The 15,134-nt window shown below is 71.8% G+C and carries 9 protein-coding genes; 4 read left to right on the top strand and 5 right to left on the bottom strand.

Annotation, left to right across the window (positions count from 1 at the left end; genetic code table 11):
- Positions 1 to 49: 49 nt before the first annotated feature.
- Genes ABZU46_RS08045 through ABZU46_RS08055 form a run of 3 tightly spaced genes read right to left on the bottom strand, consistent with a single transcriptional unit; the run spans position 50 to position 3,979 of the window.
- Positions 50 to 1,114: a hypothetical protein gene (locus tag ABZU46_RS08045; RefSeq protein WP_354855719.1), complete on the bottom strand. Its 1,065-nt coding sequence runs from the start codon at positions 1,112 to 1,114 to the stop codon at positions 50 to 52.
- Positions 1,111 to 2,871 carry a phosphoribosyltransferase gene (locus tag ABZU46_RS08050; RefSeq protein ID WP_354855720.1) on the bottom strand — a complete coding sequence of 587 codons (1,761 nt, stop codon included), beginning with the start codon at positions 2,869 to 2,871 and terminating at the stop codon, positions 1,111 to 1,113. Before ABZU46_RS08050 ends, ABZU46_RS08045 begins: the two co-directional genes overlap by 4 nt.
- A gap of 16 nt (positions 2,872 to 2,887) precedes the next feature.
- Entirely contained in the window at positions 2,888 to 3,979 is a 1,092-nt protein-coding gene (locus ABZU46_RS08055) for a hypothetical protein (protein ID WP_354855721.1), read from the bottom strand.
- A 444-nt stretch (positions 3,980 to 4,423) separates the two neighbouring features.
- Between ABZU46_RS08055 and ABZU46_RS08060 the strand changes: the two genes are divergently transcribed.
- On the top strand, positions 4,424 to 4,960 hold the full coding sequence (locus ABZU46_RS08060; protein WP_354855722.1) for a hypothetical protein: 537 nt from the start codon (positions 4,424 to 4,426) through the stop codon (positions 4,958 to 4,960).
- 125 nt (positions 4,961 to 5,085) lie between these two features.
- On the opposite strand, the gene ABZU46_RS08065 is transcribed toward ABZU46_RS08060, so the two are convergent.
- Positions 5,086 to 6,003 carry a low temperature requirement protein A gene (locus ABZU46_RS08065; RefSeq protein WP_354855723.1) on the bottom strand — a complete coding sequence of 306 codons (918 nt, stop codon included), beginning with the start codon at positions 6,001 to 6,003 and terminating at the stop codon, positions 5,086 to 5,088.
- Between the two features lie 255 nt (positions 6,004 to 6,258).
- Between ABZU46_RS08065 and ABZU46_RS08070 the strand changes: the two genes are divergently transcribed.
- Entirely contained in the window at positions 6,259 to 6,867 is a 609-nt protein-coding gene (locus ABZU46_RS08070) for a class I SAM-dependent methyltransferase (RefSeq protein ID WP_354855724.1), read from the top strand.
- Between the two features lie 37 nt (positions 6,868 to 6,904).
- Here ABZU46_RS08070 and ABZU46_RS08075 read toward each other — a convergent pair whose 3' ends face one another.
- Positions 6,905 to 7,099, bottom strand: coding sequence for a hypothetical protein (locus ABZU46_RS08075; RefSeq protein WP_354855725.1), 195 nt, complete (start codon positions 7,097 to 7,099; stop codon positions 6,905 to 6,907).
- Positions 7,100 to 7,626: 527 nt separating this feature from the next.
- Between ABZU46_RS08075 and ABZU46_RS08080 the strand changes: the two genes are divergently transcribed.
- Both ABZU46_RS08080 and ABZU46_RS08085 read left to right on the top strand, forming a co-directional pair.
- Positions 7,627 to 8,439 carry an alpha/beta fold hydrolase gene (locus ABZU46_RS08080; protein WP_354855726.1) on the top strand — a complete coding sequence of 271 codons (813 nt, stop codon included), beginning with the start codon at positions 7,627 to 7,629 and terminating at the stop codon, positions 8,437 to 8,439.
- On the top strand, positions 8,436 to 15,125 hold the full coding sequence (locus ABZU46_RS08085) for a condensation domain-containing protein (protein WP_354855727.1): 6,690 nt from the start codon (positions 8,436 to 8,438) through the stop codon (positions 15,123 to 15,125). Before ABZU46_RS08080 ends, ABZU46_RS08085 begins: the two co-directional genes overlap by 4 nt.
- The last annotated feature ends 9 nt before the right edge of the window (positions 15,126 to 15,134 follow it).

Below are 15,134 nucleotides of genomic sequence, written 5' to 3' on the forward strand. Positions count from 1 at the left end.
CTCAAGGCGACTCTCGGGGGCAAGATCAGATTACGGTTTCCCCGCCGTACTAGGCCCGGTCCTGCATGAACCGGCAGGACTTCAACCAGAGCCGCACCGCGGTGGCCGCCGCGACGGTGCTGACGAACTGCCAATCCTTCACGCGATCGGGCTCACCCAGGTCGGCGATCCCGCGCATCACCATCCAGGGCACACCTTCCTCGACGCAGGCCACCGCGAATCCGGCGCCCTCCATCTCCAAGGCGCCGGTGCGGCGCTCCGGGCCGAACCGCCGTGCCCGCCGCCCTACCTTCCCGTCCTCTATCAACTCGTCCTTCGCGAGGATCGTCTTCGGGATGAGCCGTGGACGGTAGGTCGCCGGGTCGAAGAGTTCGGGGACCTGCAGATCGTCCAGGTCGGCGGTCGCGGCGGCGATCTGCTTGGCAATCAGTTCGTGCCAATCCAGCCGCTCCGGCCGAAACGAGGTCATCTCCCGCGCGATCCGGAGATCCGGATTCAGTGGGGTCGGGTCGGGCACGTAGCCACGGGCCGTCGAGATCCCACCACCGGTATCGATCACCTTGTCACCGAACACGACGTCGCCCACCTGGACCTGCTTCTTGTGACCGGCCGCCATGCCGACCAGGCAGCACAGCCGGACGTCGTACGCGGAGAACACGGTGTGCAGGAAGGCCGCCATCCGACTGTTGCCGGCGGTCCCGCACTTGGTGATGATCCCCTTCAACGGCGGCTGGCCGTCGCGCGCCACTTCGACGTCGAAGAAGTATGCGCCGCGGACCGAGTAGTCGGGCTCACGTCGAAGGTCGACGCCCAGCGCGGCCTTTGCGGCGTCGAACTCGCGCTCCTTCACCGTCACGAGCGCAAAATCGACGCTGCGCGCAACCTGCCACCTGTCAAGCTGTTCGTAAATGTCCCGCACGCGGTCCGCCTCGAGCCAGCGGGAGCCCATGATTGCCGCGGCGTGGACGAGAACTTTCGACCGGAATCTCTCGTCGAGGCGACTGACAGACCAGACAAGGTCGTCGAACATGATCGACGCAACGTCGTCCGAGGTTTCCGCCCGCAGCAGGGCGAGCAGGGTGAGGACATCGTTCTCGGTCGGCTGTCGGGTCATGGCCGGCGCACCGCTGCCCCGTCCGCATCCGGGCGCTGCGCGGGGAGGTCCGTCTGGGAGGCGGGTGGCTTCCAGCCGTAGAGCGAGTGCCGTTGCCCGGCCGCGTCGGGCGAGAAGTCGAGCAGTGTGCAAACGGCCTTCACGTTCAGGCCCTTCGCCCGGGCGATGCGCTCCATCGCTCTGATCGTGTCGCCGCTACCGACGAACTCGTCGATGAGGACCACCTCCTTCGTCGCGACGGAATCCAGTTCCTGGCACCAAGGGGCCCTGGCATCGAAGACCTGTTCCGGTGCGGTGCCCTTGACCACCCTTTCGATATCCTCGCGCGGGATTCGTACCACCTGAGCGCCGGAACGCAGGGACAGGCTGTTGGACAATTTTCGGGAACCCTGTTCGCGTTCGGGGCAGACCAACAGGATGTCCTGTCCCACGGTGCTGGTTGACCGACGCACGAACATCCACAGCTTGTCGGCCAGCCAGTTTCCGTACTGCTCGAGGATCTGTGGGACGTCAGGGACCACGGCGTAGCCGCGACGGCGGGGAGCCGGGACGTCATCTTCAGGCTTGACGCCGCATGTTCGTACCAGATCCCAGAACTCGGCGGTGGTCAGCGTGTTGGTCCGCTCCTCGTACCGCCTGGTCTCTCCCACCACAGCCAGGCGGCACTCGGCTTCCGACTCGGTGCGCTGTTCAACCGACAGGAAGTATGCAACCTCGTGCTCCGTGCCGTCATTTCCCTCGATCCGGCGGCGACCGAACCGTGGCTGTGGGCCTCCGACGCAGAGGACGGACAGGACCCGCAGTCGTTCGGGACGCAACCGGGCATGGAGGGTGGTGACCCGCTCGGTCAGCGAGACGCCGGTGTTGACGACGGGCACGACCAGCAGCACCGACCGGGGTTGAGGGCCCTCCGTCGGCGTCGTGTCCATCGCTTCGGAGAAGGATCGGATCGGCAGCGAGCCGGCGGAGATGCAGGAACCCTTCAGGGGATTGGCGAGCCAGTCCGAGACGGACTCGTGGTAGACGATCAGGTCCGGGCGGTCCGCGCCGATCGCCTCGTCCAGCAGGTGGCCGAGTTCGTCCTGTGCCCGGCTGGCGTCGAAGTAGTGGCGTAGCACCTTCCGCTCGCCCTGCCGGCCGTGCGGACGAAACCAGCCGAGCCGGGTGATGAGTTTGCGTTCGAACAGGTCGATCGACGCGGTCTGTAGACGGGCCAGGGCACTGCGGTAGTCGTCCTCGTCGGTGCCCGGCCAGGAGGCGGTGCCACCGTCGGAGAGAAGGTGAATCTGACCAGAGGCCAGGCGCGCGTCCAGTTGTTCACGGAGCCTGATGTCCTCTGCCTGCTCGGTCGGGAGCAGGATGACCAGGGTGCGGGCGGCCCATTGCTCGCTGCCGCAGGCGGCGCTGACCGCCGAGGCGAGATGCAGCAGAGCCTCCGGGCGGAGGAACAGCTCGGTGTTGACCGTTCGGGTGCTTACCGAGAGGTCGAGAATCCCGATATCCGCCCGGTCAGGAAGCTCCATCAACGCCCGGTAGAGCGGCTCGTAGATGGACTCGGTTTCGACGAGCGCCGTCGCCGTGTCGATGGTGTGAAAGGCGGCGGCGGATCCTACGTAGCGCATCGTGTGGCCGGCGACGATCCGGGCCACGTAGGCGTAGAAGGCTCGCTGCTGCTCGTTCGGTTCCTCGCCCGGACCCAGCCCGAAGCGAACGAGGTCGAACGTGGTCGGTGGTGTCTGTTGTTCACGTTCCAGCATCGGGCCAGACGCCGAACTAGTCGCTGAGCGGAAGGGTCACGACTACGAGGTCGCCACGCACTGTCCCACCGTGCGACTGATCGCAGGTGATCGTCGGTGGCAGAGCTGAGACGTCGCTGCCGTCACTGCTGTCGCGGGCCACGGCGAGGTGCACGTCGGCACCGTAGGCGTCGAGCTGGCCGCCGAAAATGTCGATCACCGCGCTGGCGAGCACGGTGGGATTGTTCGGCGGCTGCCAGGCGTCTCGGAGCGCGGTGGACGTGGGCGCCGCAGTGGCGAGCGTTTCCTGCGCCTCCTCGAAGACCAGGTCAAGCAGATCGGCCGTTGCCACCTGGGTCGATCGATCGTCGGCGCCGTCCCACCAGAAGGCGATCTGCAGGTGGGCGCGACCGGTACGTCGCATCCCGTAGTGCGCGGCGACAACCGCGGTCCGCTTCTCGTGGCCGATCGACGCGCGGATCAGGGTCTCCAGGATGACCCTGCGGGCCACCTGCGCGCCATGGCCGTCCAGATCCCGATCGAGCGCCGCGACCACATGCTTCGACAGCCAGTCCGCCGCGTACCGCACTGCCGGTGCGTGCCGAGTGCTCGACCCGAGTGGCAGGACCTTGAAGGGAAAGATGTTGAAGGGCAGGGTCGGGCGTCTGGCCGCCGTCCGGCGGTGAGGATAGGAGTCGACCCGGGTCAATCGGTACACGCTCTGCGTGGTCAGCAATTGAGGCAGCGGAGTCTCGGTGGCGACGGTCATCGCCTCCAGGAAGTTGATTTCCCGGAGGAAATTGATCATCTCTGGCTGCTCGGGAAGTCGGACTCTGGTAACCAGCCCGAGGCGGTGCCGCTCGACCATTTTCGAGATGAGAAAGGCAGGACCTGCCACATCGGAGAATGCGCAGTTGGTGAGGTCGAGGCAGGCTCTCTGCTCACTCGGCCAGCCGGTGGCGACCTCGCCCCACCGGTGCCACAGGCGGTCGATCGTGGCGTCACCCGGGACGGAGACCCGGTAGCCGTCTTCGGCGGCCGACCTCTTCGCCGCCAACCAGCGATCAAGTCCATCCTGGACAGTGCGGCTCAGCGGGTTGGTCGCCAAACCCACGACCAGCTTGGACACGTGCAACGCCAGGTGCTCGTTCCACGTCGGCTGGTACACCGTCGCCGATATCGACGCCTGTCGACCAGTCATCGATGCCCCGAGTCATGTTGCGGACGGTGTGAGGCACAGCCGCCCTTGTCCGATTGGGTGTAACCCCCGGCTCCCCCACACGCGCCGGGGGCGGATCCTGGGCAAACCTAGCAGCGCCAACACGGCCTGTGAAGATGCGAAAGTGCCGTCCATCGGTGTCGAAACCCGACAATGGACAGACGACTGACGGGAAGACCTACGCTCGGCCAAGGAGCACGACCGACAGGGCGACAACAATGCCGGGTAATCGCTGGATACCTGCTCGTCTGCGCCGCCCGACGGGCCAAGGTTGTCGACTTATTCACCGATCGCCCGTCCTTGGTGGCCTCGGGCATCATGGGGCGCATCACCTGTCGATCCGGGAGGACGTGCATGGTCGGCGAGATCACTACCGGCGGTTTGCTGCTCACCGAGTATGAGCAGCTGAAACAGGAGCAGCGCACCCGGATCGGGTTCCGCGACAATCTGATCTATGCCACCCTCGGCTCGATGGCGGCGGTTGTCGCGGCCGCTCTCTCCGTGAAGGGCCACGCCAACCTGTTGCTCCTGCTGCCCGTGGCAAGCGTCGTTCTCGGATGGACTTATTTGATCAACGACGAAAAGATTTCCGCGATCGGTCGCTACGTCCGCACCGACCTTAGCCCCCGCCTGGTCGCGCTGACCGCTGGAGGTGAGGCCGCCTTCGGCTGGGAGACGGCTCACCGCTCGGACGCCCGCCGCGTCTCCAGGAAGTATCTGCAACTCGCCGTCGACCTTGGCACCTTCGTCGTCCCGCCGCTCGCCGCTCTGATCGTCTTCTGGGCGAACGGGCCCCTGAGCGTCGCCTTCGTCGCCGTATCTGTCATTGAGGTCGCCGCCACGGCCGTGCTCGCCTGGCAGATCGCGGTCTATGCCGACCTGACCCGCTGATGGCCGACGTCGACGGCCGGCAGGACGATGCCGACGAGCAGCACGGCGACGCTCCACCACGGCAGCCGCCGGGGGTGAGGCCCCGGTCTCCCCTCAGGTCTTTTACCGAGCGACCCTGATTCCCGTCACGCGGGTGAGGGCAGATCATCGGCATCTTTCAGGTGGCTGACCAGCGTGTCGGCCCCGCCGACGAGGACGAGCACCACGGCGGCCATGACCAGGACCGCCAGGCCCGGCAGCAGGGCGCCGACCGGGACTGCCGCGGCCAGCACCAGCGCCCCGGCCAGCCGGTGGACGGGGCGCCGCCTGAAGACCTCGTACTCCGCCCAGGCCTGCGCGAGGAGGAACAGCGCCGGACCACCGAGCATGATGACCGCCGGCGGCAACGCGCCCTCGTCGGCGGGGTGGGCGATGACCAGCTCGAATCCGACTGCGGTGATCAGCACGCTGGCCACCGTCACCAGGTGGATGTAGGTCGCCCTCTCACCGAGTCGCGCCGGGGACCGGGAGTCACGGATCGCCGTGGGAAGCAGGTGTCCGGCACGGTGGAAGTAGATCCGCCAGAACAGCACGGTGACGGCGAACGCGATGACGAAGGCGGCGACCGCCGCGGGGGTCAACGGGTCCGCGCTGGAGGCCAGGCCGATCACCAGGATCGCCTCGCCGAGTGCGATCAGGAACACCTGCTGGTAGCGCTCCACCAGGTGGACCCCGTTGATCACCCACTGGTTCACCCGGGAGGCGCCGAGCCGGGGTATCGGCCAGCCGGTGGCGAACCCCACGTACTCGATGGCCAGGGCGCCGGCCCAGACCGCGGGCCGGGCGTGCTCGCTCACGGCGGCGCCGACGAGCCAGGGCACTGCGGCGACGGCCGTCCAGATCGTGATGCGGGTGGTCACCAACCGTCGTGGTTGGCGGCGCAACGCCAGGGTGAGCGCGAGCGGCCGGCCGAGCTGGATGGTGACGTAGGTGCCCGCGAACACCACGGCTCGGCCGCCGAACACGTGGGGCATCCCGATGGCCAGCACCAGCGCGCCGAACATGAGCCACGATGACCAGCGCCTGGACGAACGGCAGCGCCGGATCGTAGAGGCTGGTGACCCAGGCCGCCAACATCCAGATCAACCAGAGCAGCAGGAAGAAGAACAGCGCCTCGGCGGCGCCCGCCACCGGATCCCGCAGCAGCCGTCCCGTCCACGCGTGCGACATCCCGGACACACCCCCGGGCATTAACGATCTTTTGGACAGGGGGTTGCGTGCGGTGGGCCGACCCGTTCCGGCGCTCCTATAGTCGGGCGGTGGGCACGGAACAGGTACGGCAGGCGTACGCCGCAGTCGCGGATCTCTACATCGAACTGTTCGGCACGCGTGAGCAGGTGGACCCCGACGACCTCGCCCTCATCGGCCGGCACCTGGGGGGCCGACCCGGTCCGGTGCTCGACCTGGGCTGCGGCCCGGGTCACCTCACCGACCACCTTCGTTCGCTGGGCGTCGACGCCACGGGCGTGGACGTGGTGCCCGAGTTCATCGCCCACGCGCGGGCGACTCATCCCGGCGGCAGCTACCGCCTCGGGTCGCTGGACGACCTCGACGTCGCCGACCACTCGGTCGCCGGCATCCTGGCCTGGTACTCGCTGATCCACCTGCCGCCGCAGCGCCTCGACGGCGTGCTCACCACGTTCCGGCGTGCCCTGGCCCCGTCCGGGAGGTTGGTGCTGGGCCTCTTCGCGGGCGACGAGGTGGACGCCTTCGACCACAAGGTCATGACCGCCTACCGGTGGCCCGTCGACGAGATCTCCGAGCGACTGGCGCGCGCCGGCTTCACCGAGGTCGAGCGCCTGGAGCGGCCCGACGGTGGCGTCCATCGGCCGCACTATGCCATCGCGGCGGTCGCCACCGAGCAGTAGGGCGACGAGCCACCGCGACAGCCACTGCCGGGCGGCTTCATCGTCCGACCGGCCGCTCGGCGCAGGGGGTGAAGCGGCTCGACCATCCCTCGTCCGGCATCCCATCGAGGGCCAACAGCTCGAACCCCTTGCCGTCATGGCTGACCAGCAGCCCGTCGCCGAATGTGTAGCGCTCCGGGGATTGCTGGTCACGCGTGGGCGCGGCCTTGCGTTCCCCGAGGTCAAGTCGCACCCACTGGTCGCCGTCGTCGTGGTCCTCGTCGTATTCGTCCTCGTATTCGCTGAAGGTCCACGTGCCCTGAGCCGAAGCAGGCCGGCGGCCGTCGAAGTAGGTGCGCCAGATGTACTCGTCGCTTTACGTGACCCGGAGATCCCTGACGACGTGAAAGAGGTAGGCGTCCGAGATTGCGTCCAGCCGCGCCGACCCGTCCTCGCGCAGATCAATCCGGTTTGCCCGAGGAGCCGCACCACATTCCCGTCAGATCAGCGCTCGTGGGCTGCGGCGAAGGGGCCGAGGGCGCACAGGCGACCGCAGCGACGAAGAGAAACGTCAGCGTCGTCGTCAGGGCAGCGGTTTTCATCGGCACGCCGGCCACTCTAGGATCCCCACCGCTCGTCGCCTCGGCGGGCTCGAGCTGGATGAGGCCGTCCTCGCCGAGAGCGCGGACCGCTCGCTCGGGCCGCGCGCAGCGGACACCGCGACGAACCCTCAGCCGACGCTAAGACCGCTGTCACGGCCCGTTCCTAGCGTGTGCGGGCATGGCGACACCACCCGTATCCATGCCGACGACCGCCACCCGAGCGGCCGGCGCCGCAGCCTGGTTGAGCTGCGTCGCGCCGCGCCCGGCCGCCCGGCTGCGGCTGGTGTGCCTGCCGTACGCCGGTGCCGGAGCTGCCGCGTACCGGCCATGGACCACCCTGCTCGGCGACGACGTGGAGGTGTGGACCGCGCAGCTGCCCGGCCGTGAGCGCCGGCTGGCCGACCCGCCACTGAGCACGATGGACGAACTGGTGCCCTCGCTGGTCGAGGCGATCGTCGAGCGGGTGCCGGCGCCGTTCGCGATCTTCGGCCACAGCATGGGCGGCCTGATCGGGTACGAGGTGGCCGCCCGCCTGGTCGCGCGAGACCACGTACCGCAGCGTCTGGTGGTCTCGGCGGCCCGTCCGCCGCGCAACGCGGCACCGCTGGGCGCGGCGCACCGCCTCGACGACGCGGCGCTGACCCGGTGGCTGCACGACCTGGGCGGGATCCCGGACGAGGTGCTCGACGACCCCGGCCTGCTGGAGCTGATCCTGCCCACCGTGCGGGCCGACCTGACAGTCGTCGCGTCGTACCGGCCGGCGACCGTGCCGCCGCTGCCGCTGCCCGTGGACGCGGTGGCGGCGGCCGACGACCCCCTGGTCAGCCCGGACGAGGTGGCCGGCTGGGCGGCCTGCACCGACTCCGGTTTCTCGCTGACCGTCGTGCCCGGGGGTCACCTCTACCTGCACGACTCCCCTCCCCCGCTGTCCCGCCTGCTCGGCGGCGGGCCGGCCGCCGACCGCGCGTACGTCGAAGGGGCCACCCGATGACCCAGGACCTGCACCCGGACCTCGCCGACCTCACCCCCGAGCAGCGGGAGCTGCTGGCCCTGCGGCTGCGCCAGGGCCGTGCCAGCCAGGCCCGCGCCAGCCAGGCCCGCGCCAGCCAGGCCCGCGCCAGCGAGGCCCGCGCCAGCCGACCCGACACCGCCGTGCCGACGCCCCGATCGGGCGGCGTACCGGCCAGCTATCCGCTCTCCTTCACCCAGGAGCAGCTCTGGTTCCTGGACCGGCTGGAGCCCGGCACGCCGGTCTACAACGTGCCCTTCGCCGAGCGGATCACGGGCCCTCTCGACGTCACGGCGCTGCACCGGGCGGTCGACGCGGTGGTGGCCCGGCACGACGCGCTGCGGATCGTGTTCGCGAGCGTCGACGGCGTCGTCACCCAGCGGGTGTCGGACGCCCTGGAGGTGCCGCTTCCGGTCCTCGACCTGACGGCGTTGCCGGAGTCGGAGCGGCAGGCGGCGGTCGACCGGGAGGTGGCCGCGCACGCGGCCGTCACCTTCGATCTCACCAGCGGACCACTGCTCGCGGTACGGCTGCTCGCCCTCGCCGCCGACGAGCACCTGCTGCTGGTGACCGCGCACCACATCGTCTTCGACGCCTGGTCGGCCGGCGTGTTCGTCGAGGAGTTGGTGAGCTGGTACGGCGAGTTCGCCGCCGGCGTACCGGCCGGGCTGCCCGCGCTGCCCACCCGGTTCGTCGCGCACGTCGCCGCCCGCCGCCGGCCGGAGGCGGAGCGGGAGCTGGCCGGTCACCTGGCGCACTGGCGGGAGCGGCTCGCCTCGGCGCCGGCCCGCTCGACGCTGTCACCGGACCGCCCCCGGCCGCCGGTGCAGACCCACCGGGGCCGGAGCCTGCCGTTCACCGTCGACGCCGAGGTGGCCGCCGCCCTCGCCGGACTGGCCCGCAGCGCGGGCGCCACCGTCAACGCCGTGGTCCTCGCCGGGCTGACCGCCCTGCTGCGACAGGCCACCGGCCAGGACGACCTGCTGCTCGGCATGCCCACCGCCGGCCGGGCGAGCACCGACCTGGAACCGCTGATCGGCTGCTTCGCCACCATGCTGGTGCTGCGGGTGGACACCGGCGGCGACCCGAGCGTGCGCGACCTCGTCCGCCGGGTGCACCGCACGGTCAGCGAGGCGTACGCCCATCAGGAGGCCCCGTACGCGCGGGTGGTGGAGGAGGTCCGCCCGGTCCGCGATCCGAGCGTGAACCCGCTGTTCCAGGTGCTGGCGACCATGACCGACGGCGGCGTGGAGCAGCGGCAGGCCGCCGGGGTCACCTTCCGGCCGGTGCCCGCCGAGAGTGGCCTCACCGACTTCGACCTGTTCGTCAGCCTGACCGCGCACGGTGACCGGATCGACGGCGCGGTCGACTTCAACGCCGACCTGTACCTCGACGAGACGATCGCCGCGACTGTGGGTCGGCTGCCGGAGCTGCTGCGCGTCATGGCGGACGCGCCGGACCGGCCGCTGTCGGAGGTGACCGGGCTGCGCCGCCACCGCATCGCCCTGGCGGCCACGTTCACCGTGGACCCGCTGCGCGATCCGGTGGAGTTCTGGCTGCGCTTTTTGCGCGTACCCGCGTCGGTGGAGCTGGCCGGGTACGGCCAGCTGGTGGCCCACCTGCTGGCCGGGCCGACGGCCGACGCCACGGTCTGCCTGCTGCGGTGGGAGGACTGGTTGCGCCGGCAGGACGACGCCGGCGCGGAGGCGGCCCTCGACGCGGCGATGGACGACCTCGACGCGGCGGTGGCGGCGTACCGACGGCGGACCGACGCCCCGCTGCTGCTGGTGGTGTGCCCCGCGTCGCCGCGCGTCGCCGACCGGCTCGGCGAGCGGTCCGGCCGCCTCGACGACCGGCTGGCCGCGTTGGCCGCCCGTACGCCGGGGGTGCACGCGGTCTGGGCAGCCGACCAAGCCGGCGCCTACCCGGTGAGCGAGGTGAGCGACGAGCGCGCGGACGAGTTGGGCCACGTGCCGTACACGGGCGAGTATTTCGCGGCGCTGGGCACGATCGTGCTGCGGGAGCTGCGGCGGCTCGTCGGCCAGCCGCGCCGCCTCGTGCTCGTCGACGCCGAACGGCTGCCGGTCGACCGGCTCGTCGGCGCGCTGCCCGGTCACGAGGTGCGGGCGTACACGGCCGCCGCGCTCGCCGACGCGGACCCGGCGACCACTGTGGTGCTCGACACCGACCCGCAGGCCGTCGCGGCGCTGCGTGAGGCGCACCCGGGCGTGCTGGCGCTGGCCGTGCCCGCCGGGTGGGACGAGCTGCGCCGGCTGCTCGCCCACGTCTGGCCGCTGGACCCGCCCGCGCCGGTGCCGGCGACCGGGGCGAGTGGGCTGCGCACGGCGATCGGGTCGGAGCGGGCCGCGTACGTCGTCGAGGAGTTGAGCACGGCCGCGGCGGTCGCCGACCGGAGCCGCCCGGCTCCGGCGGTTGTCGCGGCGGCCGACGGCGAGATCGTCGCGCCGCGCACCCCGACCGAGGAGCGGCTCGCCGGCCTGTGGGCCGCCGCGCTCGGTGTCGAGCAGGTCGGTGTGACAAGCGACTTCTTCCACCTCGGTGGGCACTCGCTGCTCGCCACCGGTCTGCTGTCGCAGGTGCAGGCCGAGTTCGGTCGCGAGGTGTCGCTCTACACCCTGTTCACCAACCCGACCGTGGCCGGGCTCGCCGCCGTGCTGGACGCCGACCCGGACGCCACCGCGCTCGCCCCGCTCACCCCCGCCCCGCCGGGTACGCCCGCGGTGGCCTCCTCGGCGCAGGTACGGCTGTGGGCCCTTGACCAGCTCGGCGACGACGTCGTCCGGCACAACACCACCGCCGCCGTCGAGCTGCGCGGCGACCTCGACAAGACGTCGCTACGCCGGGCGTTCGACGACGTGCTGGCCCGGCACGAGGTGCTGCGGACGACCTTCTCCGACCGGGGCGGCGAACCGGAACCCGTGGTACGCCCGCACGTCGACCCGTGGCTGGAGACGCTGGACCTGACCGGGCTGCCGGCGGCGAAGCAGGCCCGGGCGCTGCGCCGGGCGGCCGCCGAGCTGGCCGCGCACCGGTACGACCTGGCCGCCGGCCCGCTGGTGCGGGCCCGCCTGCTGCGGCTGCCCGAGCAGCGCTGGCACCTGCTGCTCGGCATGCACCACATCGTCTGCGACAACACCTCGTGGAGCATCCTGCTCGACGACCTCGCCGCCCGGTACGCCCACCACGCCACCGGCGTCGACCGGCCGCTTCCCCCGCTGCCGGTGCAGTTCGCCGACTACGCCCGACACCAACGCGACTGGTTGGCGTCCACCGCCGTCGAGCCGCACCTGGCGTACTGGCGGGAGCGGCTGGCCGACGCGCCGCCGCTGCTGGACCTGCCCACCGACCACCCCCGCCCCGCGGAGCGCTCGGACGTCGCCGGCTACCAGGCCCAGCGGCTGGGCACCGGGCTCGGTGCGGCGGTGCGGGAGCTGGCCCGGGCGGAGGGGGTCACCCCGTTCGCTGTGCTGCTGGCCGGCTTCGCCGCCCTCCTGCACACCGAGAGCGGGCAACCGGACCTGGTGTTCGGCGTACCCACCGCCGGCCGGGAACGCGCCGAGCTGGCCTCGCTGATCGGCTGCTTCGCCGACCTGCTGCCGCTGCGCGTGGACGTGGCCGGCCGGCCCACATTCCGGCAGCTCGTGACCCGGGCGTACCGGACGGCACGGGAGGCGTACCGGCACCAGGGGCTGCCGTTCGCGACCATCGTGGAGGCGCTGCGGCTGCCCCGGCAGGCCGCGTACCACCCGCTGTTCCAGTGCGTGCTCAACGTCCTCGACGGCGCCGACGAGCTGCCGGAGTTCGCCGGGCTGGCCGCCACGCCGGTCGAGGTGCCGAGCGTCGGTGTCGACTTCGACCTCTTCCTCAGCGTCACCTGGCAGGGCGACGACCTGCACGCCGACCTGGCGTACCGGGCCGACCTGTTCGGGCCGGAGCGGATGGTCCGGCTGCTGACCGGGCTCGCGAAGGTGCTCGACGAGGGGGTTCGTCGGCCGGACGCCCCGCTCGGCGGGGGACGGCGCGTGTCGGCGCCCCGCCGCCTCGCGCCGCCGGCGCCCCGGCTGGTCGTCGGCGGCACCGTCGAGGTGCCGGGGCTGGCGGCGACCGTCCGCTTCTGGACGGGGCTGCTCGGCCTGCCGCACGCCCTCGAACAGCTGCCGTCCGGCGCGCTGCTGCGGCTGCTGCGCGATCCGGCCGCCGGCCTGGCGACCGGGCAACGGGACCACAACGTGCTGGTGCTGCGCTGGGAGGACCGGCGGACACCCGGTCCGCTGGGGGCGGGCATCGTCGGGCTGCGCGACTTCCACACCGAGCTGCTGGCGGCACTGGACGTCCACCGGGGGCACAGCGCGGCGGCGCTAACGCTCGTGGTGTGCCCGCCGTCGCCGCCGTACCGGACGTCGCCGTGGAGCGCGTTCTTCGCGGAGCTGACCGCGCGGCTGGCCGAGGCCCGGCCCGACGTCGACGTCGTCGCGGTCGAGGCGTGGGCGCGACGCTACGGGGTGCCGGAGCTGTTCGCCGGCGACGCCTGGTCGCCGGAGCTGGCGGCGGTCGCCGCGACAGTTGTGGTGCGGCGGGCGGTCCGGCACCCGGCCCTGAGCCGGCTGGTCGTACCGGCCGGGCCGGCGCACCGGCAGGCGGAGCTGGCCCGGCTGCTCGCGGCCCAGGCCCGGTCCGGGCGCGAGGTGCTGCTCACCACCACGCCGCAGGGCGCGGAGCTGTCCGCGCTGGTCACCGCCGGGATCATCGGGTACGCCCCGACCCCGCCCACCGACGCCGCCACGCTGGTCCTGCACCCGGCCACCGAACCCGCGCCGCCGGACGCCCCGGCGCTGCCCGTCGACCCCGCGAACGGGCCCGTGGACGTGCTGCGTGGCCTCTGGTCGCTCGACGCGGACGTCTCCCGGGCCGCCGACGCGCCGGTCGACCGGATTCCCGCCGGCCTGCTCGCCGAGGTGGCCACCGAGCTGAGCGACGCGGCGGCGCTGCGCGGCGCGGTCACCGACGGGTACCGGCGCTCGGCCGACCGGGCCGCCGCCGCGCCGCGCACCGACCGGGAACGTCAGCTCGTGGCGATCTGGTCGGAGCTGCTGCGCACCAACCAGCTCGGCATCAACGACGACTTCTTCGCCGTCGGCGGTGACTCGCTGCTCGCGATGCAGCTCGTCGCCCGCTGCGCGGCGGCCGGCATCCACATCACCCCGCGACAGCTCGTCCGCCACCCCACCGTCGCCGAGCTGGCCGCCAGCCTCGGAGAGACGACTGTGGCGCTGGACGCCGAACAGGGCGCGGTGCACGGCGACGCCCCGCTGACCGGCGCGCAGCGCTGGTTCACCGACCTGGTCGCCCCCACCATGGGCCGGCCCGCCCTGTTCAACCACCCCTACTACCTCCAGCTGGCCCGCCCGCTCCCGGCCGACCTGCTCCGCGAGGCGGTCCGCCGGCTGGTGGCCCAGCACGACGCCCTGCGGCTTCGCCTGACCCGCCAGCCGGACGGGAGCTGGCGTCAGCACCACGCCGACCCCGCCGACGCGGTCCCGTTCGTCAGCCACGACCTGACCGGGCTCGGCGTCGACGAGCGGGAGGCGGCCGTCGAGGCCCGCTGTGCCGAGGCGCAGACCGGTCTGGACCTCACGGCCGGCCCGCTGGCCCGGGTGGCGCATTTCCGGCTCGGCCCGGAGCTGCCCGATCGGCTGCTGCTCGTCAACCACCACCTCGTCGTCGACGCGGTCTCCCGGGGCGTGCTCCTGGCCGACCTGGAAACGCTCTGCGACCAGCTCGAACACGGGGTCGAGCCGGCGTTGCCCGCGAAGACCACGTCGTACCGGGCCTGGGCGCGGCGGCTGGCCGAGTACGCGGGCTCGCCGCAGCTGCGCGAGCAGTTGCCGTTCTGGCTGGCGCAGGCCGACGAGGGTGTGCTGGCCCAGCTGGCCGACGAGCCGACCGCCGCGCCGTTCCGCCTCGGTGACCTGGGCCTGGCCACCGTGACGCTGGACGAGGCGGCGACCCGGGGACTGCACGCCGTCGCCCGCCGGCTGCGCGCCAGCGTGCGGGACCTGCTCGTCTGGGCCGTGGTGGCCACCGTGGCGGGGCGTACCGGGGGCGCGGTCACCGTCGCCACGACCGGCCACGGCCGGGAACCGCTCTTCGACGACGTCGACGTCAGTCGCACCACGGGATGGTTCCAGGTGCTCTATCCCCTGCGGCTGGAACTGCCCGCCACCACCGATGCGGCGCGCTCGGTCCGCTCCGTGATCCGCCAGCTCGGCCGGGTCCCGGACAACGGCATCGGGTACTCGCTGCTGCGCCATCTCTGCCCCGACGACGACGTACGGGCCCGGTTGGCCGCGACACCGCCGCCGCCGGTCGCGGTCAACTACATGGGCGGCTTCGGCTTCGACGACGTCGCCCCAGCCAACCAGCTCCTCGATGTCTGCACGGCGCCGTTCGGGCCGACCGAGGACCCCGACGGGCACTGGCCCTTCCCGTTCGACGTGACGGGGTCGCTCACCGGCCCCGCACTGCGCGTCGATCTGAGCTACGCCACTCCGGCCTTCCGGCCGGAGACCGCTGAGAACCTGCTCGACGGCATCCGGACCAGCCTCCTGCGCCTGGTCGGGAACCACGGGCAACCGCCACGGCAGTAGGAGGAGACC

It is taken from the genome of Micromonospora sp. NPDC005197 (genome assembly GCF_040608295.1).
Lineage (GTDB): Bacteria > Actinomycetota > Actinomycetes > Mycobacteriales > Micromonosporaceae > Micromonospora.